Origin of the sequence: Natronobeatus ordinarius (assembly GCF_024362485.1) — an archaeon.
In the GTDB taxonomy this organism is placed as follows: Archaea; Halobacteriota; Halobacteria; order Halobacteriales; family Natrialbaceae; genus Natronobeatus; species Natronobeatus ordinarius.
The window spans coordinates 1,401,730-1,425,623 of the sequence record NZ_CP101456.1 but is presented as its reverse complement, the minus strand read 5'-3'; the positions used below and the strand labels follow the sequence as shown (position 1 = coordinate 1,425,623).

At 65.8% G+C, this 23,894-nt stretch carries 22 protein-coding genes; 12 read left to right on the top strand and 10 right to left on the bottom strand.

Features of this window, described 5'->3' with window-relative positions; all coding sequences use genetic code 11:
• Window positions 1-67 precede the first annotated feature (67 nt).
• The 3 genes from NMQ09_RS07305 to NMQ09_RS07295 are packed head-to-tail and all read right to left on the bottom strand — an operon-like array spanning window position 68 to window position 2,074.
• Complete coding sequence (locus tag NMQ09_RS07305; RefSeq protein WP_255193941.1) at window positions 68-772, bottom strand: energy-coupling factor transporter transmembrane component T family protein; 705 nt, start codon at window positions 770-772, stop codon at window positions 68-70.
• Window positions 766-1,470, bottom strand: a complete 705-nt coding sequence (locus NMQ09_RS07300; RefSeq protein ID WP_255193940.1) for an energy-coupling factor ABC transporter ATP-binding protein — start codon at window positions 1,468-1,470, stop codon at window positions 766-768. Before NMQ09_RS07300 ends, NMQ09_RS07305 begins: the two co-directional genes overlap by 7 nt.
• Before the next feature lie 22 nt (window positions 1,471-1,492).
• Window positions 1,493-2,074 carry a biotin transporter BioY gene (locus NMQ09_RS07295; protein WP_255193939.1) on the bottom strand — a complete coding sequence of 194 codons (582 nt, stop codon included), beginning with the start codon at window positions 2,072-2,074 and terminating at the stop codon, window positions 1,493-1,495.
• Between the two features lie 362 nt (window positions 2,075-2,436).
• Here NMQ09_RS07295 and NMQ09_RS07290 point away from each other — a divergent pair, with 362 nt between their 5' ends.
• Window positions 2,437-6,396 (top strand): DUF7282 domain-containing protein, encoded by a 3,960-nt coding sequence (locus tag NMQ09_RS07290; RefSeq protein ID WP_255193938.1) that lies wholly within the window; start codon window positions 2,437-2,439, stop codon window positions 6,394-6,396.
• A 65-nt stretch (window positions 6,397-6,461) separates the two neighbouring features.
• On the opposite strand, the gene NMQ09_RS07285 is transcribed toward NMQ09_RS07290, so the two are convergent.
• Window positions 6,462-6,752 (bottom strand): DUF7545 family protein, encoded by a 291-nt coding sequence (locus NMQ09_RS07285; RefSeq protein ID WP_255193937.1) that lies wholly within the window; start codon window positions 6,750-6,752, stop codon window positions 6,462-6,464.
• 70 nt (window positions 6,753-6,822) lie between these two features.
• Window positions 6,823-8,847, bottom strand: a complete 2,025-nt coding sequence (locus NMQ09_RS07280; protein WP_255193936.1) for a histidine kinase N-terminal 7TM domain-containing protein — start codon at window positions 8,845-8,847, stop codon at window positions 6,823-6,825.
• 183 nt (window positions 8,848-9,030) lie between these two features.
• Here NMQ09_RS07280 and NMQ09_RS07275 point away from each other — a divergent pair, with 183 nt between their 5' ends.
• Window positions 9,031-9,174: a DUF7557 family protein gene (locus NMQ09_RS07275; RefSeq protein WP_255193935.1), complete on the top strand. Its 144-nt coding sequence runs from the start codon at window positions 9,031-9,033 to the stop codon at window positions 9,172-9,174.
• Between the two features lie 21 nt (window positions 9,175-9,195).
• Here NMQ09_RS07275 and NMQ09_RS07270 read toward each other — a convergent pair whose 3' ends face one another.
• From NMQ09_RS07270 to NMQ09_RS07260, 3 genes are all read right to left on the bottom strand, one after another.
• A complete protein-coding gene (locus NMQ09_RS07270) occupies window positions 9,196-9,660 on the bottom strand; it encodes a DUF5799 family protein (protein ID WP_255193934.1) in 465 nt (154 codons plus the stop codon).
• A gap of 60 nt (window positions 9,661-9,720) precedes the next feature.
• Window positions 9,721-10,116, bottom strand: coding sequence for an OsmC family protein (locus NMQ09_RS07265; RefSeq protein ID WP_255193933.1), 396 nt, complete (start codon window positions 10,114-10,116; stop codon window positions 9,721-9,723).
• Window positions 10,117-10,197: 81 nt separating this feature from the next.
• Window positions 10,198-10,932, bottom strand: coding sequence for a metal-dependent hydrolase (locus NMQ09_RS07260; RefSeq protein WP_255193932.1), 735 nt, complete (start codon window positions 10,930-10,932; stop codon window positions 10,198-10,200).
• A gap of 1,081 nt (window positions 10,933-12,013) precedes the next feature.
• Between NMQ09_RS07260 and NMQ09_RS07255 the strand changes: the two genes are divergently transcribed.
• From NMQ09_RS07255 to NMQ09_RS07215, 9 genes are all read left to right on the top strand, one after another.
• Window positions 12,014-12,772: an IclR family transcriptional regulator gene (locus NMQ09_RS07255; RefSeq protein ID WP_255193931.1), complete on the top strand. Its 759-nt coding sequence runs from the start codon at window positions 12,014-12,016 to the stop codon at window positions 12,770-12,772.
• A 159-nt stretch (window positions 12,773-12,931) separates the two neighbouring features.
• Window positions 12,932-14,191 (top strand): ABC transporter substrate-binding protein, encoded by a 1,260-nt coding sequence (locus NMQ09_RS07250; protein ID WP_255193930.1) that lies wholly within the window; start codon window positions 12,932-12,934, stop codon window positions 14,189-14,191.
• 1 nt (window position 14,192) lies between these two features.
• The gene (locus NMQ09_RS07245) at window positions 14,193-15,017 is read left to right on the top strand and encodes an ABC transporter ATP-binding protein (RefSeq protein ID WP_255193929.1); all 825 of its coding nucleotides are present in this window, start codon (window positions 14,193-14,195) and stop codon (window positions 15,015-15,017) included.
• Window positions 15,018-15,030: 13 nt separating this feature from the next.
• A complete protein-coding gene (locus NMQ09_RS07240; protein ID WP_255193928.1) occupies window positions 15,031-15,855 on the top strand; it encodes an ABC transporter ATP-binding protein in 825 nt (274 codons plus the stop codon).
• Window positions 15,856-17,907 carry an AMP-binding protein gene (locus NMQ09_RS07235; RefSeq protein WP_255193927.1) on the top strand — a complete coding sequence of 684 codons (2,052 nt, stop codon included), beginning with the start codon at window positions 15,856-15,858 and terminating at the stop codon, window positions 17,905-17,907. It abuts the gene before it with no gap.
• Complete coding sequence (locus NMQ09_RS07230) at window positions 17,900-18,814, top strand: branched-chain amino acid ABC transporter permease (protein ID WP_255193926.1); 915 nt, start codon at window positions 17,900-17,902, stop codon at window positions 18,812-18,814. The genes NMQ09_RS07235 and NMQ09_RS07230 overlap by 8 nt, the downstream gene beginning before the upstream one ends.
• A 102-nt stretch (window positions 18,815-18,916) precedes the next feature.
• Window positions 18,917-19,954: a branched-chain amino acid ABC transporter permease gene (locus tag NMQ09_RS07225; RefSeq protein ID WP_255193925.1), complete on the top strand. Its 1,038-nt coding sequence runs from the start codon at window positions 18,917-18,919 to the stop codon at window positions 19,952-19,954.
• 143 nt (window positions 19,955-20,097) lie between these two features.
• Complete coding sequence (locus NMQ09_RS07220; protein WP_255193924.1) at window positions 20,098-20,490, top strand: universal stress protein; 393 nt, start codon at window positions 20,098-20,100, stop codon at window positions 20,488-20,490.
• 8 nt (window positions 20,491-20,498) lie between these two features.
• Window positions 20,499-21,371, top strand: coding sequence for an amidohydrolase family protein (locus NMQ09_RS07215; protein ID WP_255193923.1), 873 nt, complete (start codon window positions 20,499-20,501; stop codon window positions 21,369-21,371).
• Between the two features lie 22 nt (window positions 21,372-21,393).
• Here the strand turns inward: NMQ09_RS07215 and NMQ09_RS07210 are convergent, their stop codons facing one another.
• Complete coding sequence (locus NMQ09_RS07210) at window positions 21,394-22,557, bottom strand: phenylacetate--CoA ligase family protein (RefSeq protein WP_255193922.1); 1,164 nt, start codon at window positions 22,555-22,557, stop codon at window positions 21,394-21,396.
• Window positions 22,558-22,670: 113 nt separating this feature from the next.
• Between NMQ09_RS07210 and NMQ09_RS07205 the strand changes: the two genes are divergently transcribed.
• Window positions 22,671-23,390 carry a class I SAM-dependent methyltransferase gene (locus NMQ09_RS07205; protein WP_255193921.1) on the top strand — a complete coding sequence of 240 codons (720 nt, stop codon included), beginning with the start codon at window positions 22,671-22,673 and terminating at the stop codon, window positions 23,388-23,390.
• 39 nt (window positions 23,391-23,429) lie between these two features.
• Here the strand turns inward: NMQ09_RS07205 and NMQ09_RS07200 are convergent, their stop codons facing one another.
• Entirely contained in the window at window positions 23,430-23,894 is a 465-nt protein-coding gene (locus tag NMQ09_RS07200) for a MaoC family dehydratase (protein WP_255193920.1), read from the bottom strand.

The window sequence follows — 23,894 nt, the reverse complement described above, 5'->3', positions numbered from 1 at the left end:
GGGATCTACAGATGAGCAAGGCGAGTTCCTCGGGGCTTGACCCCGAGGCGGTTCACGTGGAGCAACGCTAGAACAACGGCGAGACCACGAGCACGAGTGTGAGCGCGAGCACCGGCACGTCGAGTCGCGAGAACGACAGTGCCGGGAGCGTGGGGTTCCACGAGAAACACCGCGCCTGGAGCGCGAGCGAGAGTCGGTCAGCGCGGGCGAACGCTCGAGAGAGGCCGAGGGTTCCGACTCTCGCCGCACGGTCGATCGGCCCTCGCTGGTCGCCGAGTCGGGCGGCCGACGCCTCGCGGATCGTCCGCAGGTCGGCAAAGAGCACGGGCAGGAAGCGAAAGACGAGGCCGACGCCGACCCCGAGCAGCTGACCGGCTTTCCCCGGGATCGTCCGCTGGATCGCCGCCCGGGAGTCTCGAACCGCCGTCGACCGGACGTAGGCGGCGCTGACGAGCAGGATCAACAGCACGCGGTAGCTCGCCAGCGCCGGAACGATGGCCGCCTCGAGGTCGAGCCACGGCCGTCCGAGGGTGAGCGCCGAGACGAGCGGCGCGGCGGCGAGGGCGACCAGCGCGAACCGGTAGGCGTACAGCGCCCGACGGAGCGGGACGCGGGCGGCCGCCAGGGCGAGCAGGGCGACGACGGTCAGAACGACGAGCGCCCGCGGCGTGATGCGCGCGATCGCGGCGATCGCGAAGCCGACCTGGAAGGCGAGCTTCGACCGCGGGTCGAGCCGGTGGGCGAGCGTCTCGTCGGGTTCGTAGGTCAGCATCGGGGGGCGCGAACGTCGAGTCCCTCGAGCGACTCGAGGGCGCGTTCGGGCGGTTCGTCGACGGCGACTCGGCCGTCGCGCATGACGATCACGCGATCGGCGAGCGCGTGGACGTCGCGGAGGTCGTGGGTCGCGACGATCACGCCGGTGCCGTCGGCCGAGAGCGACTCGAGATGGCTGAGCACCGACCGGCGGGCGGGCTCGTCCAGCCCGGTGAACGGCTCGTCGAGCACGAGGTGAGCGGGTTCCATCGCGAGCGCGCCCGCGATGGCGACGCGGGACTGCTCGCCGCCCGAGAGCGCGTCGATCCGCTCGTCCTCGCGGCCGGTCAGGTTCACCGCCTCGAGGGCGGCCGCGACGCGCCGATCGATCTCTTCGCGGGAGAGGCCGAGGTTCTCGGGGCCGAAGGCAACGTCGGTGCCGACGGTCGCCGAGACGAACTGGTCGCGGGGGTGCTGGAACACCATCCCGACGGTCGTGCGGGCGGCGACCGGATCCTCGGCGACGTCGGTCCCGTCGACCAGCACCTCGCCCTCGTCGGGCGAAAGCAGTCCGTTGCAGTGGCGGATGAGCGTCGTCTTGCCGCTGCCGTTGGCACCCGCGAGCAGGACGAATTCGCCGTCGTCGATCGTCAGCGAGAGTTCCTCGAGGACGGCCACCTCGTCGAAGCCGAAGGAGACCGCGCGAAACTCGATCATGGGCGTCGGAGTCGGGCGGCGATCACGTCGGGTCGACCACGTCGCTCTTGGCGATCGCGACCGTTGCGGCGATCTTCAGGACCTCACCGACGACGAACGGAGCCGCGCCGATCGCGATCGCCTCGCGGAGGCCGATCTCGAGGAGCCACATGAACCAGAGGACGCCGCCGGTGTAGATGACGAGCGTTCCAGCCACGAGCCCCCCTGTCAGCACGGGAATCGACGCGTCGGCCGGGTTTCGAAGGTCGCCGAAGCCGTGGACGGTCGCCCCGATGACGAACGCGGCGATCGGGTACGACCAGAGGTAGCCACCCGTCCGCCCGAACAGGATTCCGAGGCCGGCGTTGCCGTTGGCGAAGATCGGTGCGCCGGCCGCGCCGGCCGCGAGGTACAGCAGTATCGAGACGGTACCCCACCGGGGGCCGAGATAGAGCCCGGCGAGGAAGATGCCGACGATCCCTAACGAGATCGGCGCCAACGAAAACGGAATCGGGATGGAGACGTACGCGAGCGCGCCCGTCAGCGCCGCGAGCAGTGCCGCGCGCGCGAACGATCTGATGACGTCCGCGTCGACGAGTTCGACCGAACGATCCTGTGTTGCCATATCGGTCAACTCTCGTAAACCATAATCAATACGTCGGTTTACGAAGCCGGCCGACCGTGTCGACCGGCCGAGTGACCCCGCAACGTCTTTTTACCGGCCCACGGGGCGTCGACTGCGTTCGTCGACCTGGGGAAATTATCTGAACGGACGAACGTCTCCAGTTCGGCCCGGATGCCACGCGAGCCCCCGATCCGAGCGCCGTGCAATCGACTGTTGTGTCCGCCAGGTGGACGAAACGGACGGGGCGTTTCTTCGGCACCTGCTTCGCCTGTTCCGAATCGTATGCGACTCGATAGGCGGAGCTACAGGGGTCGAACGGGGCGATTGGAACGCAGTAGCGTCGATCGGAGGCGACGGTTCGGATGAGAGCCGTCGCAATCGCGGTGACCGTGCTCGTCGCACTCGGGATGGTCACGAGCGCCGTTGCGTTCCCGATGCTCGGGGGCGGGGGGCTCGCGGTGGCCGACGAGTTCGAGGGCGGTGCCGAAGGCGACGGCGTGCCGGCGGCGAACCCGGGACCGCCACCGGGCGAACTGACGGCCGTTCAGCTCGAGCCCGCGACGGCCGACGCCGACGTGGCGGCGCTCACACAGGAGCAAGAAGACGCCGTCGAGGCCGGCGTCGACGAGGGGATCGAACTCGTCCAGGCCCAGGGCGTCGAGGTGAGCCAGGAGCAACGCGCCGCGGCGCTCGAGGGCGCACTCGAGTCGGCCGCCCAGTACCAGGAGGCCGACGTCGAGCAAGTCCAGCGGGCGACGGCGGGCGCGGTCCACGGGACGTTAGTACAGGACCAGCGCGTCGAGGTCGAACAGGTGCAGGCCGCCGTCGGCGGGTCGACGGGCGGCGCGCTCGCCCAGTCCCAGACGGTGACGGCCACGCAGATGCAGCACGCGACGTGGGGGGCGGCCCACGGAGCGATCGCCCAGAAGCAGGTCGTGACCGTCGAACAGCTCCAGGTGGCGACGTTCGGTGCGGCTGCCGGTGCCGCGGCCGAGGCCGGCGAGAAGGACGTCGACCGTGCGGGGAAGATCCAGGAAGCCGCCCAGGGGGCCGCCTACGGCGTGATCGAACAGTACCAGCGGATCACCGTCGAGCAGCGCCAGCGGGCCACCCTCGAGCACGTCCAGTACGCGGCGGCCGGGGCGGCGTCGGGCGCCCTCGAGGGAGCGACGTTCCTCGAACTCGAGCAGGAACAGATCGTCGAGGTCGAACAGTACCAGGAAGTGACGATCAAGCAGGTGCAAAAGGCAGCGAAGGGTGCCGCGAAGGGCGCGCTCGTGCAGAAACAGGAGGTGACGGTCGAGCAGACGCAGGCGGCCGCCTTCGGCGCCGGTAAGGGTGCGCTCGAGCAGCTCCAGCAGGTGCGGATCGAGCAGGTCCAGCGGGTCGAAATCACGCAGATCCAGGAAGCCTCGTTCGGGGCGGCGAAGGGTGCGATCTACCAGAGTCAGGAGGCGACGATCGAACAGATCCAGGCCGCAGCGGTGGGTGGTGCTGGCGGCGTGCTCGTCCAGCAACAGGAGGTCACCGTCGCGCAAACGCAAACGGCCGCCTTCGGGGCCTCGAAGGGAGCCGTCGTCTCGGCGGTCCAGCACCAGGTCGTCGAGGTCGAACAGATCCAGGCGGCCGCCTTCGGCGCCGGGACAGGGGCCGTGATCCAGAAGCAGGTCGTCGACGTCACGCAGATTCAGGTGCTGGCCGAAGGGGCGTCTGCGGGAGCGCTCTCGCAGGCGCAGGTCGCGACGGTCGAGCAGCTCCAGGTCGCCGCCCAGAGCGCCTGCGAGGCGACCGCGGTCGCGATCCAGTACCAGCGCGTGAGCGTGACCCAGCTCCAGGTCCTCGTCGAGTCGACGGCGGCCGACACGACGGCCTACGCGGCCGACGTCGGCGTCGACGACCTCGAGGAGCTCCTCGAGTTCGCCGCGGGCGACGCGACCGAAAGCGCCGAGGAGATCGAGGAGGTCGAAGGGGAGGCGACGATCACGTTCTCCGACCAGGACGGAGACGGCGAAACGGTCGTCGTCGACCGCGTCGACCTCTCCGAGGGCGGCTTCGTCGCGATCCACGACGAGGTGTTCTACGAAGGCGAACCCGTCGAGAGCGTCCGGGGTGTCTCCGACTACCTTGAACCAGGCGAACACGAGGACGTGATGGTCGAACTCGACGAACCGCTCGAGGAGAACCGGACGCTGACCGCGGTTCCCCACCTCGACACCACGGGGGACGAAACGTTCGCGTACGTCGAGACCGACGGCGACGAAGACGTCCCGTACGTCGGCCAGGCGGGCGCCCCAGTCGTCGACGACGCGTTCGTGACCCTCGAGGAGGAGCCGGTCGACGAACCCGACGTGATCGATTCGGCACCCGAGGCTGTGGGCGCACTCGAGGTCACCGACTACGAGATCGTCGACGACGATCCCGACGCGGAGTTCGTCACGCTCCAGAACGTGGCGAACGAGACACTCGAGATGAGTGGCTGGACCGTCACAGACCGCGAGGACGACGGGCTGGTCGCCGAGGAGACGCTCACCCCCTACGCGTTCCCCGACGGCTTCACGCTCGGGCCCGACGCGGAAGTGACGCTCGTCACCGGCAGCGGCGAGGACACCGACGACACCCTGTACTGGGGCGTCGACCGACAGGTCTGGAACGAGACCGGCGACACCGTCCGCATCTTCGACGCCGAGAGTGAACTCCTCCTCGAGGAGCCTATCGCGGTCGACGTTCCCGAGGCGACGCTTACCGTCGCCGACCAGGAAAGCGACGGCGAGACGCTCGTCGTCGACGAGGCGAGCGCACCGGTCGAGTACGTGTTGACGGTCACGGACGCGGAGGACGAGCGACTCGCCGAGAGCGACCCCTTCGGCGCCGACGAGGTGGCCGAGGACGTCGAACTCGAGATCGAGCCGCCCCTCGAGGACGACGCGACGCTCGAGGTGGCCGTCCGCGACGCCGCCGACGAGGTCCTGACGAACGAGTCGATCGAGTACGCGCTCGAGGAAGTCCCCGACGACGTCGAGGTCGCGTTCGAGTGTACGCGCGCCGAACTCACCGGGACGTTCGAAGAGGGCGACGAGTTCATCGTCGGCCAGGTAGCGTACTACCCGTCCGGAATCGGCACCAGTAGCGACTACTCGGTGAGCTTCGGCGTCGACGAAGCACTCGTGAACGTCGACGCACCGTTCACCGGCACGGTGATCGTCGAACTCGGCGAGGAGTACGCGGTCCTCGAGGAGACGGACGACGAGGTTCTAATCGAGATTCCCGCCGTGGGAGCGTTCGACAGCGCGACGATTGGCATCCTCGAACCGGCGCCCGGTTCCGACGTCTTCGACGGCGAGGCGATCTCGAACCCCGAGGCGAGCGCCTGTCTCGAGGAGGCCCGTCCCGACGCGCCCGAGATCGACGTCGAGTCGGTGAACCCGGACGAGGACGGGGACGTTCTCGAGGTGACCTTCGGCTACGAGAACCCGAACGACGACGAACTCCAGGTCGGGAGTACGTTCGTCGAGGGGACGACCGACGACGAGCCCCCGACGACGCTCGAGCCCGGCGCGGAGACGTTCACCGTCGAGTGGACGCCAGAATCCGACGACGAGCGACTCGTCTGGGAGGTCGACCTGGAGGCGTTCGGGTACGACGAGCCGCTCACCGCAGCGACCGAGCCCGCGAGCGAGTACCTCGAGCCGGCCGCGTTCGCCGTTTCGCTCACCGAGACAAACGCACCGATCGAGGAAGGCGACGAACTCGAGGTGTCGGCGGCCGTCGAGAACGTCGGCGGCGAGGCGGCGACTCAGGACCTGGTCTTCTCGCTCGACGGCGAACCCGTCGAGAGCGAGTCGGTGTCACTCGAGAGTGGTGAGACGACGACGGTGACGTTCTCGACGACGATCGACGAGGCTGGCGAGTACGTCGTCGAAGTCGCCAGCGAGGACGACAGCGACGAGCGCACGATCACTGTCGAGGAAGCCGAGGAACCGGAGCCTGGGCCGCCAGAAGAGCCGGAGCCAGAGCCGCCAGAAGAGCCGGAGCCAGAGCCACCCGAGGAACCGGAGCCAGAACCGCCAGAAGAGCCGGAGCCAGAGCCACCCGAGGAACCGGAGCCAGAACCGCCCGAGGAACCGGAGCCAGAGCCGCCAGAAGAGCCGGAGCCTGAGCCGCCCGAAGAACCGGAGCCAGAGCCGCCAGAAGAGCCGGAGCCTGAGCCGCCCGAAGAACCGGAGCCAGAGCCGCCAGAAGAGCCGGAGCCAGAGCCACTCGAGGAACCGGAGCCAGAACCGCCCGAGGAACCAGAGCCACCCGAAGAAGCCGCCGTCGGCTGACGATCAGACCGACGGTGAGCGCCCGATTGGTCGCTGTGCAGCGGGAGCCGAACCGGCGATCGGGCTCAGTGGTGGTGGCCGGTTGCCTCGGCGAACGTCACGCCGAAGCGCTCCTCGAACAGTTCCATCGCGCGGGCTTCCTGGGCCTCCAGGTCCTCGTCCGCACCCTGGCCGTGGTGGACGACGTGGTGGGCACGGCTCGCGAACGAGAGGAGCGCGACGTCGCCGACGGTCTCGGCCGGCGACTGGTCACCGTCGGCCACGAGGTCGACGAGCCCCGCTGGAAGCGTCACTTCGTCTTCGTCGCCAGATTCGGATTCGATGGTAAACGTGGTGGTTTCGACGTCGTCTGCCATGCCCCCACCGAGGGCCGGCGAACGTAAAGCTGTGGCGACCCGACGAAGCACCGGGTGACCGGTCGGTCCATCACTCGCCCGTCGAGTCGGCTCCCACGGGCGAAACGCGACCGACCGTCGACGCCGCGGGGATCGTAAACCCGACCGTCGTCCCTTCGCCTGGGGTCGAATCGATCGCGATCTGCCCGCCGTGTTCCTCGACGATCTTCTCACAGATCGCCAGCCCCATCCCGGTCCCGTCGCCGTCCCCGATCCCGCCGTCGTCAGTCGTCCGGTTCGCGTGGGTAAACAGCTCGAAGACGTACTCAAGGCGGTCGGGCTCGATTCCAACGCCGTCGTCACTGACGGCGAACGCCCACGCCCCGTCGCGTCGCGTCGCGGTCACGTCGATCGTCGGTGGCTCGTCGCCCGAGTGCTCGAGCGCGTTCGCGAGCAGGTTCTGGAAGAGCCGGCAGAGCAGGTGCTCGACGCCGACGACGGTCGGTAACTCGTCCACCTCGATCGTTGCGTCGCGGTCCTCTACCTCGTAGCGCAGTGCGTCTAGCACGTCGGCCACCACCCGGTTGCAGTCGACCGGTTCGAACTCGTCGTCGGCGGGCCCGACGCGGGAGTACCGGAGCAGGTCGTCGACCATCGCCTGCCCTCGCTGGGCGTTCTCCCGGGCGACCGCGAGGAGTTCGGCGTCGTCGTCGTCCACCGTCCCCTCCAGCCGACGTTCGGCCATCGAGAGGTAGTTGACGGTCGTTCGGAGGGGCTCCCGGAGGTCGTGGGAGACGACGCCCGCGAACGACTCGAGTTCGGCGTTCGACCGGCGGAGCCGCTCGAGGGTCGCCTCGAGGTCGGCCTGAAGCTCCCGGGTTTCGGTGACGTCACGGACGACGATCGACCGGCCGAGGGGGTCGCCGCTGACGTCCGCGACGGGCGTCGATCGGAAGTGGAGAAAGCGCGGGCCGTCGCCACTGTCGACGACGACCTCAGCGTCGGTGACCACGTCGGCTCCGGCGTCGGCTCGGACGAGCGGATGCGGGTGCTCATCCGTCGCTACCATCGGCTCCCCGCCGTTCGTCATGGGTCGACCGGTCGCCACGTCGGGGTCCCGGTCCCCGGACCAGGCGCCTCTCGACCGGCCCGAATCCGCCTCGTGACGTGTCCGATCCGTTGGCTCGAGGTCGAACGGGAGGACCGACTCGAACGGCCGACCGACGACGTCGTCGCGGTCCACCTCGAGCAACCGCTCGGCCGACTCGTTCAGATCCACGACGCGGTCGCTGGTGTCGAGAAAGAGCACCCCCTCCTGGATGTTATCGACGACGAACGCTCGGGCGACCGGGGTGAGGTCGAACAGCCGGTAGTGGTAGATCGAGACCAGGATGAGCGCCCCGGCGATCGGGAAGCTGAACGGCGTCGGGTCCACGTTCGGGATCGGGTTTCGACCCACGAGGTTCACGGTGTTGGCGAGGCCGACGGTGAACGCAGCCAGGATCAGCAGGCCGACCTGGCGACGGTAGACGGCCGACGACCAGAACAGCAGGTGAACGAGGACTACCACTCCCGAGAACAGCAGCAGGTGACCGTACAGTGCGTGTGCGTCGAAGACGGGGCCGAGCGAGTGGACGTAAACGTGCAGCGATCCGCTCTCGACGAGTTCGACGCCGTGTGGTTCCCGGACGAGGTGGTGGTACTGGTTCGTCCAGACGAACCCGAGGTAGACGGCAGGGACGAGGGAGAGTCCGGCGACCGTCCATCGGGTGACCAGGTGGTCGTGCCCGGCGAACTGGAGCGTAAAACAGAGCCAGGCGACCGGGAGGGTCGCGACGCCGACGTGGACGACGTTCGACCAGAAGCGCATCGTCGGTTCGGTCGTTCCGGCCAGGTGAAGCCCGTAGGCGAACGACCACAGCGAGACTGACGCCATCACGACGACGAAGGCGGTCGCTCCCGTCGCGTCGCGGTTGCGCCACGCGTAGAACCCGATTGCTGCCGTGACGAGTGCGGTCGCGATTAACACCGGCGTGAAAGGCGTAAACTCCCAGCCCCAGCCGTGAGCGAGGAGCGGCGTCTCGACCGAGCCTCTGGAACCCGCTGCCTTGATCATGGACGTCACGTGGTCCACCCAGCGGCGTCGGTGTTACTACCGTTCGAGAGCGGAACCGAGGGACTCACTCTCGGCGAGCACCGCGAGTCTCTCATTGTCAGGCGAATACGAAAGTACCGTGAAAGAGTGTTTCGCTCGATACCTCGACAGTTTTTATCACGATTCGGCCCGTTGGGTTCTCGCATGCCACCGATCGAACTCGAGGAGGAGACGATCGAACGACTCGACGCGCTGCGCGTCGACGACGAGTCCTACGACGAGCTCGTCACCGAACTGATCAACATCTACGAAGCGAGCGAGTACACGATGTTCCACGCGGGTGACTGACCGCCCCCTGGGGGCGACCGATCACTCGTCGGCTGCCTGCTCGCGGATGGCGTCCCAGCGTCCTTTCGACTCGAGGTGAGCCTGCAGCTGGTCGGCGTACGCCTGGGTAAGCTCCTCAGCCGCCTCGCGCTCAGCCTCGTAGTCGCCGCCGGTTCCGCCACCCATCCCGAGTGCGCCTTTGATCGAATCGAGGAATCCGCCGCCTCCGCCGCCTGCGCCACCGCTCTCGCCGGGAACGCCGCCCATCGCCCCCATCTGCGACCGGATGTTCTCGAGTTCCGGCAGGATCTGGTCGACCCGCTCCGTGTTCGCGACGAGTCGCGCCTCCTCGGGATCGTCGGGACGTTCGATCTCGAACTCCGTCGCGGTCATGATGAGGCTCCACTCCTGACTCGAAAAGCGAGAACTCGCGATCTTCGGGGAGAACTCCTGGTCGACGGTCATCCGCTCGCCGACGATCTGGTCCGTCCAGCTATTCGCTGTCATGCCGGGTGCTTGGTGGGACGGTGGTATCAGGGTTTCCCCCGCCTATCCGCCCAGGAGAGACTAGAACGCGTTCCCTTCGAAGCTCGCCTCCGCGTGGAGACTCTCTTTCAACGCGTCGTGGACCTTGCAGAGCTCGAATGCACGCTCGACGATCGCCTCCCCCTTCTCGTCGTCGACGTCCGCCTCGACGCGGATGTCGAAGTCGATCGACTCGAGTTTGTCGTCGTCGTTGAGTTCGCCGGTGACGCCGATCTCGATTCGGCCGAGCTCGTCGACGTCGCGCTGCTGGCCGCCGACGCGTAGCGCGGGGACGTAACAGGAGCCGTAGGCGGCGAGTACGGCCTCGAGCGTGTCGGGCGCATCCTCACCCGTGGCGTCGATCTCGGTCTCGAACTCGCGGATGTCGTTCGTCGCGCTGAACCCCTCCTCGGAGGTGGTGGTGACTTCTTTCGCCATTGCAAGCAAACGCACGACGACCGACGGTGTAAACGTTGGTCTCCCCGGTGAATCCGTCCGGAAAAACGAGTGCGACCGTCTCTACAGGTGTCCGTCCAGGTCGAACGGCTCGTCGGCCTCGAGAGCGACGACCTCGGCGTCGCTACCGGTTGCCCGCACTTCGCGCTCGAAGTCTGCGGGGTCCTGCTCGATCGGCGGGAAGGTGTCGTAGTGCATCGGGAAGGCGTAGTCGACGTCGAGCCAGTCGACGGCGACGGCCGCCTGCCAGGGCCCCATCGTGAAGTGGTCGCCGATGGGGACGGCGGCGGCGTCGGGCTCTAAGAAGGGGGCGATGACGTCACGCATCTCGGTCATCAGGCCGGTGTCGCCGGCGTGGTAGAACGTCGTGCTCTCTTCGTCGGCGGTCTGGGTCGGTTTCGTGTTCGAGATGACGAAGCCGGCGGGCATTCCAGCGTCGACGTCGTACTCGGTCATGATGCCGTTGGTGTGATCCGCGCGATGCATCGTCACGTAGGCGTCGCCGCACTCGACGGTGCCGCCGAGGTTCATCCCCATCCCCCCGACGGCGTCCTCGAAGCCGAACTCCTCGGTGGCGTAGGAGACGAGTTCCGGCGTCGCGACTAGCGTCGCCTCTGCGAACTCGCCGGCGTGGGCGATGTGATCGGCGTGGCCGTGGGTCAACAGCACGTAGTCCGGCGTCTCGAGGTCCGCCGGCTCGAGGTCGGTCTTCGGGTTGTCGAAAAACGGGTCGATCAGCAGGTCCGTATCGCCGACGGTGACGTGCCACGTCGAGTGGCCGTGCCAGGTGAGTTGCATAGCACCGCCACCTTCGCGCGTTGCTCACTTATAATTTGTAACCGATCGCGGGTGTAGCCGTCCGTTCCTGGGTCGTTTCCAAGTGATCGTCACCGTTTGGATCCTGACCGGCTAGAAGAACTACCCGATAGGAAGACAGCTACTAAAGATTATGGTTTGGTGCGGAAAATAGATGCAACACTACTCAAACCCTCCTTCTCACCACTGGAATTGAGCGACAGCAAGCGAGAGCCCAGTGGGCTCGAACGGGTGGATGTCCACGAACGGGAAGAGGTGCAGAATACGGAGATTATCGACCGCTACCGCGGCTTCTCGGCCGGAATCGGGGGGTAGTGTTGAAGTCGGACGGGATCGAGGTAGTCGGACGAGATCGCACGCGCAGGTAGCCTGCTGGTGGCAAGCGAGTACCGTCGGAACTCGAATTTCTATGCGATTCAAATATAGTATAAGAAATGATAGGATTAGCAACCACTCGTAATTTTGAGTGAATGTCTGCGGGGGAGTCGGTCCCTCGTACACCAGCGCTGTGGCGTCGTCCAGATCGGCGTTCGATTCGGGGACACAACCTCGCTTGCGGTCAGTTTCGCCGCCCAGTCGGTAGCAGATATCCGGTCGCAGTAGCGACGATATCCCGGCGTCTCAACAGCTCTGACAGTAGCCCTGCCGGAACGCTACGTTACAGCCATACGGCTGTAATTGACCCCTGTTTCAGCATTGTCGGATTCGGGTTGGCATAAACTCCCGACCCGTTTTCTAATTACTGGAGCGCATACTCAAGAGCAAAGTAGGTGATAGCTTCGTATGCGCCGATTCGAAGAAATTTGATTCCAGGGTTAGTGAATTTGCCACGAACATTCATGGTATTTGGTTTCAGCATCGTGGGACCGGCTATCGAGAACGTGTTCAGGGACGTCAGTCGCGGCTTCCCGGTGAAACCGCCGGAGTGCTGCGGTGTGGCCGCCAGCAGTCAGCTCTGTGGCGTCGTTCTCGACCGATCTTCACACCCCGTGGCCGAATGAGGGACCGTTCAAAATTCAGTATAGCCGAAAGTATCATGTGGGTCGCGTTCACAAGGTGTGCCATGGACGACGATGGGACCATCAAATCCGTGGTCAAGGCGTTCGAGATCGTCGAGTCGTTGTCGAGACACGGCGGGCTAACGGCGTCCGATCTGGCTACCGAGCTCGATCTGCCCGTCAGTACCGCACACAACTACCTCAATTCACTCACCCAGACCGGATTCGTCGTTCGTGACGACCTCGAGTACCGCCCGAGTACGAAGTTCCTCGAGATCGGCGAGCGGCGGCGCCAGCGGATGGCCGTCGTGCGAGCCGCCGAGTCCGAACTCCCGAAGCTCGCGGCGACGACGGGCGAACACATCAGCCTCATGATCGAGGAGAACGGGCTCGGCGTGTTGATCAGCCTCGACGAGGGCGAGGAGGCGATCAACATCGACGCGTTCCGGGGCGTGCGCATGCCGCTGCACACCGTCGCGCCGGGGAAGGCCATTCTGGCAGAGTTGCCACACGCACGCGTCGACGCGATTCTCGACCAGCACGGGCTCGAGCGGATGACGAAGAACACGATCACCGACCGGGACGAACTGTACGAAGAACTCGAGCGGACCCGCGAACGAGGGTACGCCATCGACGACGGCGAACGAATGTCGGGGATGACCTGTATCGCCGCGCCGGTACTCGACATGAACGACGAGGTTCGTGCATCGGTCTGCGTCTGTAGCCCATCGTACCGGATCGACGACGAGGAGAGTCTCGAGGAGGTCGCCAGGGCGGTGCAGCGGTCGGCGAACGTCGTTCAGGTGAACCTCGATTACTCCTGACGGGGCCGCCATACTCACCTGGGGCTGCTACTCGTGTCCGACAGTACACACGCTGTGACGGTACGACGATCATTAAGGAGCTACTGTCTCCTCCCCGTTCCCCTCAAGTCGACCAAATGATTTAAATAATATTGGGGTATTTGTGAGGGGTGTACTAGCATGAGGGATGCTGACAACAGCTATGAAAGGGTAACGCACAGCCGCCGCCGATTCCTGCGCAGCACCGGCGGGGTCGCCGCCGCGACGGCCGGAATGGCACTCGCGGGTTGCATGGGTGGCGACGACGAAGAGGGGATCCGGGTCCCCGGCATCTACGACCTGAGTGGCGGGACGGCCGACGTCGGCCGGCCCACGGGCCTCGGTTCCCGTGACGCGATCGCGTGGTACAACGAGAACGACGAACTCGACGAAGAGATTATTCACGACTGGCAGGACTACGCCTACGAGGTCGACGAGGCCCAGCAGCAGTACTCCGGACACACGGCCGACGACTTCCCGCCCGTCATCATCGGCTGGGGGACGGCCGACACCGAGGCGCTCGCCAACGACGCCCACTTCGACGAGGTGGTCTACATCTCGGCGTCCTACAGCGACGCACTGCTGGGCTCGGAAACCCAGTACAACTTCTACACCAACCTCGACTACACCAGTCAGGCGCGTGCGCACCTGCAATGGATCGCCGACAACGACCCCGACGCGACGGTCGCGTTCATCCACAACACGACTGCCTTCGGTGAATCACCGATCCCTGGCGGCGAGGCGTACGCCGAGGAGCTCGGCCTCGACCTCGAGGACAACATCACCCTCGAGCTCGACGAAGGTGATGCGGGAACGCAGGTGCAACGCGCCGAGAATAACGGCGTCGACTACCTCATCCACCAGAACACCGCCGATCCGATGCGGGTGCTCCTCCAGGCGATCGACCAGCGTGGGGCCGATATCACCGTGATGGGGCTCACCTGGACGGTCGACGAGTTCCGCGTTGCGGAGTTCCCGGAGCTGTTCGAGGGCGCCAGGTACGTGAACGCGAACGTCACGTGGGACGAGGCGCTGGCGTTGGACGCCCGCGGTGCCCAGATCATCGAGGAGTCGTTCGAACGCGAGGGTCGCGACATGGATGATCCGGAGGACGCGAACCTCAACTACGTCCGCGGCGTCACCCACGCGGCGCTGGCCATCGAGGGGATCAAGCTGGCCCAGGAGATGGGCAACGACCCCCACTCCGGTGCGGACGTGCGCGAGGCGTTCTTCGAACTCGAGGGCTTCGACGGCGAGGGGCTGCTCCCCCAACCGCTGAACTTCGAAGAAGACGACCGCCGGGCGACGATGACCGGCCAGATGTTCGAGGTCCAGAACGGCGAACTGGTCCACGACGGCGCAGTCGAACTCGAGCGCCGGGATGACTGGCTCCCCGAATAATATGAGCGCAGAACAGGAGTCCCTCGCTGACGTCCCGGTCGTCGAACTCGACAACGCAGAGATCGTCTACGATCGCCACTTCCTGGCGGTGCAGGGCGTCTCGATGGAAGCCGAGCGTGGCGACATCGTCGCACTCCTCGGCCCGAACGGCGCCGGGAAGTCGACGATCCTGAAGATGATCTCCGGCATCGGGCTCACCGAACGCGGCGAGGTCAGCCGCGGCTCGGTCTACTTCGAGGGCGACGACGTGACGAACGCCAGCACCAACGAGATGGTCGACAGAGGCGTCACCCACATCCTCGAGGGACGACGGACCTTCCCCGACCTGACCGTCGAGGAGAACCTGCGGTGTGGACTGTACCGTGGCGGGCGACGGGTGCGTTACGACAAGTCGGACTACGAACTCGCCTTCGAGTACTTCCCCCAGCTCGAGGACCTCCTCGACGTGCAGGCGGGCTACACCAGCGGCGGGGAACAGCAGATGCTCGTCATCGCCCGGGCGCTGATCCACAAGCCGAAGCTGCTGTTGCTCGACGAGCCGTCGCTGGGGCTCGCCCCGAAGCTGGTCCAGGACATCTTCGAGACGCTCAGAGAGATCAACCGCGAGCAGGACATCACGATGATCATCGCCGACCAGAACGCAAAACGGACGCTCGAGATCGCCGACTACGGCTACGTGCTGGAGAACGGCCAGATCGAGCTCCACGACCCCGCGGACGTACTCACCCAGCGCGAGGAGATCAAGGAGTTCTACCTGGGAACGAGCAGCGAGGAGAGCAGGTATTCGGACATTCGACACTACAAGATCCGCAAGCGGTGGACGTAACACGACAGTATTCATGAGTTTATCAGAGTCACCGAACCCCGAACTGCGATCCGGGCCCTACGTGAATCCGGAGGACGCGATCCTCGGCTGCCGAGACGTCACGAAGACGTTCGGCGCGATCACCGCCGTCGACGACGTCTCGATCGGCATCGAGCGAGGCGAGTGGATTTCGATCGTCGGGCCCAACGGCGCCGGCAAAACCACGCTGTTGAACGTCCTCAACGGCTTCTACGATCCGGACCCGGGAGGCCAGGTGTTTTTCAACGCCGAGGACGTCACGCCCGATCCCGCGTACAGGCGAGCACGAAAGGGCCTGGGACGAACCTTCCAGGGACTCGAGCTGTTCGAGGAGGAAGACGCCGTCGAGAACATCATGACCGTCCTCTCGATCAAAGAGCGGCCGACCCTGTGGCAGGCGCTGACGTACCTGGGTCCGGCCCGCCGACTCGAGGCGGAGAACATGCGTCGCGCCGAAGAGATCATCGACTACCTCGAGCTGTGGGAGTACCGTCACAGCCCGATCTCGAGCATGCCGCTTGGCATCCGTCGGCGGGTCGACCTCGCGCGCTCGCTCGCGCTCGATCCCGACGTCTTGTTACTCGACGAGGCGATGAGCGGCCTGACCTTCGACGAGAAGTACGACATGGTGCGGCTGCTCGCTGACCTTCACGAGGACGAAGGGCTGACGCTCGTGATGATCGAACACGACCTCGAGGTCGTCACCGACGTCTCCGAGCGGATGATCGTCCTGCACAAAGGCGGCGTCATCGCTCGAGGTGAACCCGAAGCGGTGACGGACGACCCGGAGGTCCAGAACATCTACACGGGGGTGGACTGAATGTCGGAGGTGGACGAGCAGGTTCCCGACGTCGAACTGGACGGGACGCTCACGATCGAACGGATCGCCTCGGCGCCGGAAGGCGACGTCGAGATCGTCGACGACAAGGCCCTCCCGGAGATCCTGTTGAACCACGTTCAGGAACACCCCGACGAGGTCGCCCTCCGCTGGAAGCGCTACGGCGTCTGGCAGGAGTTCACCTGGACGGAGTACTACGAACGGGTGAAACACTTCGCACTCGGCCTCGAGACGCTCGAGTTCGGTGAGGAGGACGTTCTCTTTACCATCGGCTACAACCGCCCTCATCAGCTGTGGTCGTGGATGGCCGCCCAGTCCCTGGGTGGGATGGCGGCACCGAACTACGAGGACATGCTCCCGGAGGCGATCGGCAACCAGCTCGAGCTCCTCTCGCCGAAAGTCGCCTACGCCGAGGACCAGGAGATGGTCGACAAGCTGCTGTCAGTGGCCGACCAGGCGCCGTCGCTCGAGGCGATCGTCTACCGCGACCCGAAGGGGATGTTCCGCTACGACGACACCGTCGTGCCGGTCGTGAGTTACGAGGAACTCGAGCAACGCGGTCGCGAGCGCTCGACGGGTGGCGAGGTGACCGACGCCGACTTCGAAGCGCGAGTACGGGACGTCGACCCGAACACGCCGGCGATGCTGTCGCCGACGTCGGGAACGACGGGGATGCCAAAGCGCGTCCAGCTGACCCACTTCAACTTCCTCAACCTGGCGAACGCCGCGATCGAGATCGATCCGCTCCCGAAGGGGTCGGATTACTTCTCGTACCTCCCAATGGCGTGGGTGGGCGAGCAGATGATCCTCATCGCCGCGGCGTTCGTCGGTGGCTGGACGGCGAACTTCGCCGAACAGCCCGAAACCGAGAGCGAAGACATGCGCGAGATCGGCCCGGAGATCATCTTCTCCTCGCCGAACGGCTACGAGGGCTGGGTCGCAAACATCAAAGCGAAGATCGAGAACACGACGCGACTCAAACGCTGGGTGTACGAGAAGGCGATGGCGATCGGCAACGAGTACGCCGAGTACGTCAGCGGCGACAAGCGCGGCCAGGAGCCGCCGGCGTCGCTGCGCTTCAAACACTGGCTCGCCTACTGGGCCGCCTACCGGCCGATCCTCGACAAGATCGGCCTCAAGCGCGCGAAGAACGTCTACACCGGCGGTGGTCCCCTCGGCGAAGAACACTTCCAGTACTACCACGCCCTGGGGATTCCGCTCAAGCAGATCTGGGGGCAGTCGGAGGTCTGTGGCTTCGTGACGATGCACCGCAACGAGGATATCCAGGCCGACACCGTCGGCGAGGTGTTCCCCAACGTCGAGGTCGGTATCACGCCCGAAGGCGAGCTGGTCGTCCGGGGTCCAGTCGTCACCTCGGGCTACTACAACCAGCCCGAGAAGACCGCGGAGGCGCTCGACGGCGAGTGGCTCCACACCGACGACTTCGGCGCGATCACCGAGGACGGCCACGTCAAGGTGTTCGACCGGATGGACGACGTGTTAGAGCTCGCCGACGGAACGGCCGTCGCCCCGATCAGCGTCGAGACGAGCCTGAAGTTCAACCCGTACCTCAAGGAGGCGCTCGTCGTCGGCGAAGGACGTGAGTTCCTCACAGCAGTGCTCAACATCCGCTACGAGAACGTCGCCGAGTGGGCCGACCAGCGAGACATCCAGTACGCCGGCTACCAGGACCTCTCACAGCAACCCGAGGTGCTGGAACTCATCAGAGGCGTCGTCGAGGAGACGAACGAGCGCTTAGAGCACCCGCTCGAGCGCTTCGTCGTCCTCTTCAAGGAGTTCGACGCCGACGACGGCGAACTCACGCGGACCGGAAAGATCCGTCGCGAGGTCGTCAACGAGCGGTACGAGGAGCTGATCGACGGCATCTACGGCGACGAGGAGACGATCGAAATGGACGTAACCATCACGTATCAGGACGGCAGGGAGTCCCGCGAACGCGGCGAGATGCGCGTTATCGACGTCGACGACGGGGAATCGCTCGAGCAGCTCATCGAGGGTGAGATCCATGAGTAACATCGCGACCTTCTTCGAGGTCTTCGTCAGGGGACTCGGTCTCGGAGCGATCTACTCACTGGTCGCGATGGGGTTCGTCCTCATTTACAAGGTGACGGGCGTGCTCAACTTCGCCCAGGGACAGTTCGCCCTGCTCGGGGCGTACCTGGTCGCCATCCTGGCGCCGCCGGCGCTCATCTTCCTCGAGCTGCCAGCCGCGCTCGCAGTGGTCGTCACGATCGTCGTCGGGCTGCTGCTCGGCGTCGTGCTCGAGCGGGTGATCTTCAGACACTTCATCGGCGAACCGGTGCTGTCGGTGATCATCGTCACGCTCGCCCTCGGTGGCATCATCACCGGCGGTATCCAGTTCTTCTTCGGTCGTGACAGCCGGGCGTACCCGGCGACGCTCCAGTTCGACTGGAGCGTGCCGCTGCTGTTCGGCGTCGACCTCAACGCCTCGTTCGCGCTGGGCGTCGCCCTCTCGCTCGTGGTCGTCCTCGCGCTGATGGCCTTCTTCCGGTACACCGTGATGGGATCGATCCTCCGGGCGTGCTCGAGCGACCAGCAGGCGGCGATGGTGCTCGGCGTCTCCATCGAGCGAACGATCGTCCTCTCGTGGGCGATCTCGATCGCCATCACCTCCGTGGGTGGGATCCTGCTCGCGATGTCCCAGGGCGGGACGTCGTTCGGGATCTACGGCGTCGGCATCCTCATCTTCGCGGCCGTCGTCTTCGGCGGGCTCGACAGCATCCCCGGGGCGTTCATCGGCGCGATCGTCGTCGGCCTCCTCCAGGAGGTCGGCGACTACTACGTCGCACCGGTCGTCGGCGCCGGCTTCGGTGAAGTCTTGCCGATGCTACTGCTCGTCGTCGTCATCCTCGTCATGCCGTACGGCCTATTCGGAACCGAACGTATCGAGCGACTGTAACTATGAGAAACAGAGCCACGACCTTACACACGACCGCACGACCCGCGACCGAGGCACCGACCTCGAGTACCAGTACCGATCGGACCGACGGAGGGGTGACCGATGCCCTGCGGTGAGTACTTCACCTCCTACGAGGATCGGATGGGGCTCGTCCGCTGGCGGATCGAACGTATCGCGTTCGTGCTCGCGCTCCCTATTCCGTTTCTCATCCCGTTCGTGGTGAGTGGCGGGATGCTGTCGACGATCACGCGGATCTACATCATGATCATCGCCGTCCTGGGACTGCACGTCATCCTGGGGTACGCGGGCGAGATCGTCCTCGCCCAGGGAGCGTTCATGGCGATCGGGGCCTACACCGCCGTCAGGGTGGTAACCGAACTCGGCGCGGGGATGATCCCCGCGATGATCCTCGGCGGCCTGCTGACCGCCATGGTCGCCGTGATCTTCGGACTGCCCTCCTGGCGCGTCAAGGGCTTTTACATCGCCATCTCGACGCTCGCGCTGCAGTTCATCGCCGAGTGGTTCTTCGAGATGGGAGGCCGGTACGAGGTGATCCACGGCGGCACCCAGCAGTCGATGCCCCGCGAGATCGGGCTGATCGGTGACTCGCTCACCATCGCCTCCCGCACCGAACAGTACTTCCTCGCGTTCTTCGTGATGGCGATCTTCGCCATCCTGACGCTGAACCTCAGCCGGACGGGGATCGCCCGAACCTTCCGCGGCATCCACGAGAACGACCTCTCGTCGGCCGTCCTCGGCATCGACGTCTTCCGGAACAAGCTGCTCGCGTACGCCATCGGCGGCTTCATGATCGGCGTCTCCGGGGCGCTCTTTGCCTACTACATCGGCTTCGTCGATCCGACCCACTACACGATCGACATGACCCTCGAGCACTACGTGATGTTACTGCTCGGCGGCATCGGCCGCGTCTGGGGCGTGATCACCGGGGTCAGCGTCATCTCGCTGCTCGAGCGCGGCGTCCGTGACTTCATCGCTGCCTACGCGGCCGACGCGGCGGCGATCGACGCGGTGTTCTTCGGCGTCGTCATCATCATCGTGCTCGCCGTCGAGCCGAAGGGGCTCCTCGCGGCGTTAGGGCAGATAAAAGACTATTTCAGAAAATGGCCGTACGCCTACTGAAGATACAGTAGGCACCGGTTTTCTGACGTCTACGTCACACTCCTGACGTGCGATTCGTGAGTGAGCCACGGATGCGTTCGGCCCGAGTGCACCAGGGTCACTGCCGACACACCTATTTATCAGGCCTGCGATGCCAAACGTGTATGTCAACGATCGTCGCAGGGATCGACACCGACGCCGACCGCGCTAGAGCGCTTGCAAACGGTATCGTCACGCTTCCCGGAGCCGACGGGACCGACGTCGTTCTCGTCCACTCGTTCGACGAGAACCCCGAGGGAGCGTCCGTCGATCAGGTCGGCTCAGTTCGACGGGCACGGGAGATCCTCGAGGAACACAACATCGACGTGACGCTCGACGAGTCGAGCGGCGACACCGCCACGGGACTGCTCGACGCAGCCGATAAACACGACGCGGAGCTGATCGCCGTCGCCGGTCGGAAGCGTTCGCCCACCGGCAAAGCCGTCTTCGGGAGCGTCACCCAGGACGTCATCCTCAGCACCGACCGTCCGGTCCTCGTCTGTGGCACCTCCGAGTGAACCGCGAGATGCCATCGGACGAGCGATCGACGGCTCGTGGCGAGCGGTTCCGACCCGCCATCGACGCACACACGCACCTCTTTCCAGCCCGGCTCACCGGCGCGATTCGCCGGGCGCTCACCGACGAGACCGGCTGGACGTTCGTGCACCCGTCGGGTCGCGAGGAAATCGAGGCCGTTCTGACGGCAGCGGGCGTCGACGCGTACGTCGCCCTGCCGTACGTGCACGAGCCGGGACTCGCGATCGACCTGAACGACTGGCTGCTCGAGCAGGCCGACGCCTCCGAGCGACTGCTCCCGTTCGCGACCGTCCACCCCGACGACGAGGCAGTCGGGGCGATCGTCCGCGAGGCGTTCGAGGCCGGCGCCCGGGGCCTGAAGATCCACTGCCCCGTCCAGGAGTGTGCCCCCGCCGATCCGCGGATCGAACCCGCCCTCGAGGTCGTCGCCGAGTTCGAGTATCCGGTGACGCTCCACGGTGGGACCGCCCCGATGTTCGAGGACAGCCCGTACGTCGGCGCCGAGGCCTTCGAGGCGCTGATCGACTCCTACCCCGAGCTGCGCGTCTGCTGTGCGCACATGGGTACCTACGAGGTCGATCGCTTCCTCGAGCTCGCCCGCGACCACGAGAACGTCTACCTCGACACGACGTTCGCGATGTCGACGCAGGCCGTGGAGACCATGGGGTTCGATCCGACGTCGATTCCCGACGAGACGTTCGTCGAGCTCTCGGAGTCGATCATGTACGGCTCTGACTTCCCGAACGTTCCGTATCCGTACCGCGAAGAACGGGTCGGCTTACTCGAGCGCGACCTCCCCGAGGAGACGTTTCGGGATCTCTTCTACCGGACGGCAGCCGACTACCTGGGTCTCGACGCCTGAGGCCGTACTCGATCCGGGGCTGTCAGTACCGCTCGTCGACGACGCCCGTCTCCTCGAGTTCGTCGACGAACGCGAGTTCGTTCGGCGAGATCAGGATTCGGTCCGCGAGCGCGGCGGCGAGTTCGTCCTCGTCGGCCTCGCCCTCGCAGACGACTTTCAGGTAGTCGGTCGACTCGGGTCTGGACACTTCGAGGCGGAACTCGCCCGTGAGCCCGTCGAACGCCGCGAGGACCGCCGGGATCGACTCGGGGTAGAGCTTGACGCCTTTGACCTTCAGGCGCTCGTCGGTCCGCCCGATGACGCCGTCGGGTAACACGAGTTCGCCGTCGCGTGCCTCGAGTTCGGCCAGGTCACCGGTCCGGTAGCGCACGAGCGGGAAGCCCTCCTTCCGGCGGTGAGTGACGACCACCTCGCCGCGCTCGCCCGGCGGCAGGGACTCGCCGGTGTCCGGGTCGACGAGTTCGACGATGGCGTACTCGTCCACCACGTGAAGCCCGTCTTCCTCGCTCGTTTCGGCGGCGATCGGTAACACGTGTCGGGTGCCGAAGTAGTCGACCGCCGTCTCACAGCTCAGCGCCGCTTTGACCTCCTCGCGGTAGCCCGGAATCGACGTGAACGGCTCGCCGGCGCCGACGAAGACGTCGACCTCCCCGCCGGCTTCCGCGACCTTCAGCGCGAAACTCGGGTTGCCGATCAGCGCGTCGACGCCGTACGTCGAGATCGTCTCCGCCGCCTGCGCTGATTCTCCCGGCCCCGCGGGGATCACCTCGGCGCCGAGCTCCTCGAGTCCCCGCTGGATCAGGTAGCCGGTGCCGAACAGCTCGTAGCCGAAGGTGTTGAGCACGCGGTCGCCCTCTTCGATTCCCATCCGCTCGAAGACCGCGGCGTTGGCTTCGGCCTCGTACTCGAGGTCGGCTTTCGTATCGAACATCGGCGCGAGGTCGTCGCCCAGCGGGGAAAACGAGAGCATGGCTCCTCGCGGCGAGAGCGATCCTTCGGGCGGGTTCGCCTCGAGGTCGGCTTTCAGGTCGTCGGCGGTCGTGAACGGAACGGCCTGAAAGTCCTCCCAGGTTTCGATCGCCGACGGCTCGATCCCAGCCTCCTCGAACGTCTGTCGGTACAGCTCGGACGCCGAGACGCGTTCCAGCTGGTCGCGCAGATCGGCGAGCACTTCGCTATCGTACATCACGACAAACTATGCCTAACGTTCACATAAAACCAGTCGTTTCCCTGGTACGACGGTCGGCCGCCGCCCCCGGGCCGGCAGTACTATCGTGATTCCGTGGGAGTGTGGGGACGATGAAAGACGCCATCCGCCGCAACTTCGACGTGAGCGTCGGCAGCTACGAGGCGTTCGAGTCCGAGACGGGACAGTTCGCGGAACTCGCCGAGCGGCTCGCGACCGTCGTCGACGACGCCACGGGCGACCTCGAGTCGCTCCTCGACGCCGGGGCCGGCACGGGCGCGAGCACGCGACGGCTCGAGGGGCTCGCTGAGGCGGTCGTCGCCCTCGACATCAGTTGGCCGATGCTTCGGGAAAACCCCGCGGGTCGGCGCGTCCAGGCCGACTTCGACCACCTGCCCTTTGGGAACGGGAGCTTCGACGCGGTCGTCTTCACCGCCTCGCTGTTTCTCACCCCCGACCCCGACCGCGCCGCGAGCGAGGCCGCGCGCGTCCTCCGCGCCGGCGGCGTCGTCGCCGCCGTCGCCCCCCAGGGCTGGACCACCGCCGACGGCCGGGACGCCTTCGCGGACCTCTCTCGCGACTCGCGCTCGCCAAGCGCCGCAGCCGAGGTCGAATCCGCACTCGCCGGTCGATTCACCCTCGAGACCGGCGCCTGGACGGACGAGGTCTCCGCCGAGCGACTGCGTCGATTTCACTCGATTCCCGCGGTCGCCGCCCGGCTCTACCCGACCCTCCCGCCGGACGAACGCGTCCAAGAGGCGCGCGCGCTGCTCGCCGACGTCGAAGGGCCGCTCGAGCAGCGCTGGCGGTGGCTGATCGGACGCCAGGCGTGAGAGTCGGAAAAACGAACCGAACCGCCGACGCGACCGCGCTCAGTCCCCGTTCGGCCGCTTCAGCGAGAGGACGGTCCGCTCGAACGAACAGACGAGCGGTTCGTCCGGCTCGTTCATCTTGAACACCTCGACGCGCATCGTGACGACGCCGCGCTCGCCGTCGCTCGTCTCGCGTTTGTCAGTCACGGTCGACTGGACGCGGATGGTGTCGCCGTGGAAGACCGGCTCGGGGTGCTCGACGTTGTCGTACGAGAGGTTGGCGACGATGGTGCCGTCGGTCGTCTCCGGGATGGTGATGCCGACGGCCAGCGCCATCGTGTAGATGCCGTTGACCAGCCGCTCGCCGAAGGGCGTCTCGGCCGCAAACTCGGCGTCTAAGTGCAGCGGCTGCTGGTTCATCGTCATATCACAGAAGCGCTGGTTGTCGCTCTCCGAGATCGTGCGACGGCGCTCGTGCTCGATCGTTTCGCCGACCGTAAACTCTTCGTAGTACAGCCCCGGCAT

Excerpts from the sequence above, each read along its gene's own strand:
- NMQ09_RS07210 (WP_255193922.1), bottom strand. The coding sequence starts at position 22,557 with ATGTACGATAGCGAAGTGCTCGCCGATCTGCGCGACCAGCTGGAACGC.
- NMQ09_RS07265 (WP_255193933.1), bottom strand. The coding sequence starts at position 10,116 with ATGGCGAAAGAAGTCACCACCACCTCCGAGGAGGGGTTCAGCGCGACG.
- NMQ09_RS07255 (WP_255193931.1), top strand. The coding sequence starts at position 12,014 with ATGGACGACGATGGGACCATCAAATCCGTGGTCAAGGCGTTCGAGATC.
- NMQ09_RS07205 (WP_255193921.1), top strand. The coding sequence starts at position 22,671 with ATGAAAGACGCCATCCGCCGCAACTTCGACGTGAGCGTCGGCAGCTAC.
- NMQ09_RS07270 (WP_255193934.1), bottom strand. The coding sequence starts at position 9,660 with ATGACAGCGAATAGCTGGACGGACCAGATCGTCGGCGAGCGGATGACC.
- NMQ09_RS07295 (WP_255193939.1), bottom strand. The coding sequence starts at position 2,074 with ATGGCAACACAGGATCGTTCGGTCGAACTCGTCGACGCGGACGTCATC.
- NMQ09_RS07300 (WP_255193940.1), bottom strand. The coding sequence starts at position 1,470 with ATGATCGAGTTTCGCGCGGTCTCCTTCGGCTTCGACGAGGTGGCCGTC.
- NMQ09_RS07220 (WP_255193924.1), top strand. The coding sequence starts at position 20,098 with ATGTCAACGATCGTCGCAGGGATCGACACCGACGCCGACCGCGCTAGA.
- NMQ09_RS07230 (WP_255193926.1), top strand. The coding sequence starts at position 17,900 with ATGAGTAACATCGCGACCTTCTTCGAGGTCTTCGTCAGGGGACTCGGT.
- NMQ09_RS07215 (WP_255193923.1), top strand. The coding sequence starts at position 20,499 with ATGCCATCGGACGAGCGATCGACGGCTCGTGGCGAGCGGTTCCGACCC.
- NMQ09_RS07250 (WP_255193930.1), top strand. The coding sequence starts at position 12,932 with ATGAGGGATGCTGACAACAGCTATGAAAGGGTAACGCACAGCCGCCGC.
- NMQ09_RS07240 (WP_255193928.1), top strand. The coding sequence starts at position 15,031 with ATGAGTTTATCAGAGTCACCGAACCCCGAACTGCGATCCGGGCCCTAC.
- NMQ09_RS07285 (WP_255193937.1), bottom strand. The coding sequence starts at position 6,752 with ATGGCAGACGACGTCGAAACCACCACGTTTACCATCGAATCCGAATCT.
- NMQ09_RS07225 (WP_255193925.1), top strand. The coding sequence starts at position 18,917 with ATGCCCTGCGGTGAGTACTTCACCTCCTACGAGGATCGGATGGGGCTC.
- NMQ09_RS07275 (WP_255193935.1), top strand. The coding sequence starts at position 9,031 with ATGCCACCGATCGAACTCGAGGAGGAGACGATCGAACGACTCGACGCG.
- NMQ09_RS07235 (WP_255193927.1), top strand. The coding sequence starts at position 15,856 with ATGTCGGAGGTGGACGAGCAGGTTCCCGACGTCGAACTGGACGGGACG.
- NMQ09_RS07245 (WP_255193929.1), top strand. The coding sequence starts at position 14,193 with ATGAGCGCAGAACAGGAGTCCCTCGCTGACGTCCCGGTCGTCGAACTC.
- NMQ09_RS07280 (WP_255193936.1), bottom strand. The coding sequence starts at position 8,847 with ATGATCAAGGCAGCGGGTTCCAGAGGCTCGGTCGAGACGCCGCTCCTC.
- NMQ09_RS07260 (WP_255193932.1), bottom strand. The coding sequence starts at position 10,932 with ATGCAACTCACCTGGCACGGCCACTCGACGTGGCACGTCACCGTCGGC.
- NMQ09_RS07200 (WP_255193920.1), bottom strand. The coding sequence starts at position 23,894 with ATGCCGGGGCTGTACTACGAAGAGTTTACGGTCGGCGAAACGATCGAG.
- NMQ09_RS07290 (WP_255193938.1), top strand. The coding sequence starts at position 2,437 with ATGAGAGCCGTCGCAATCGCGGTGACCGTGCTCGTCGCACTCGGGATG.
- NMQ09_RS07305 (WP_255193941.1), bottom strand. The coding sequence starts at position 772 with ATGCTGACCTACGAACCCGACGAGACGCTCGCCCACCGGCTCGACCCG.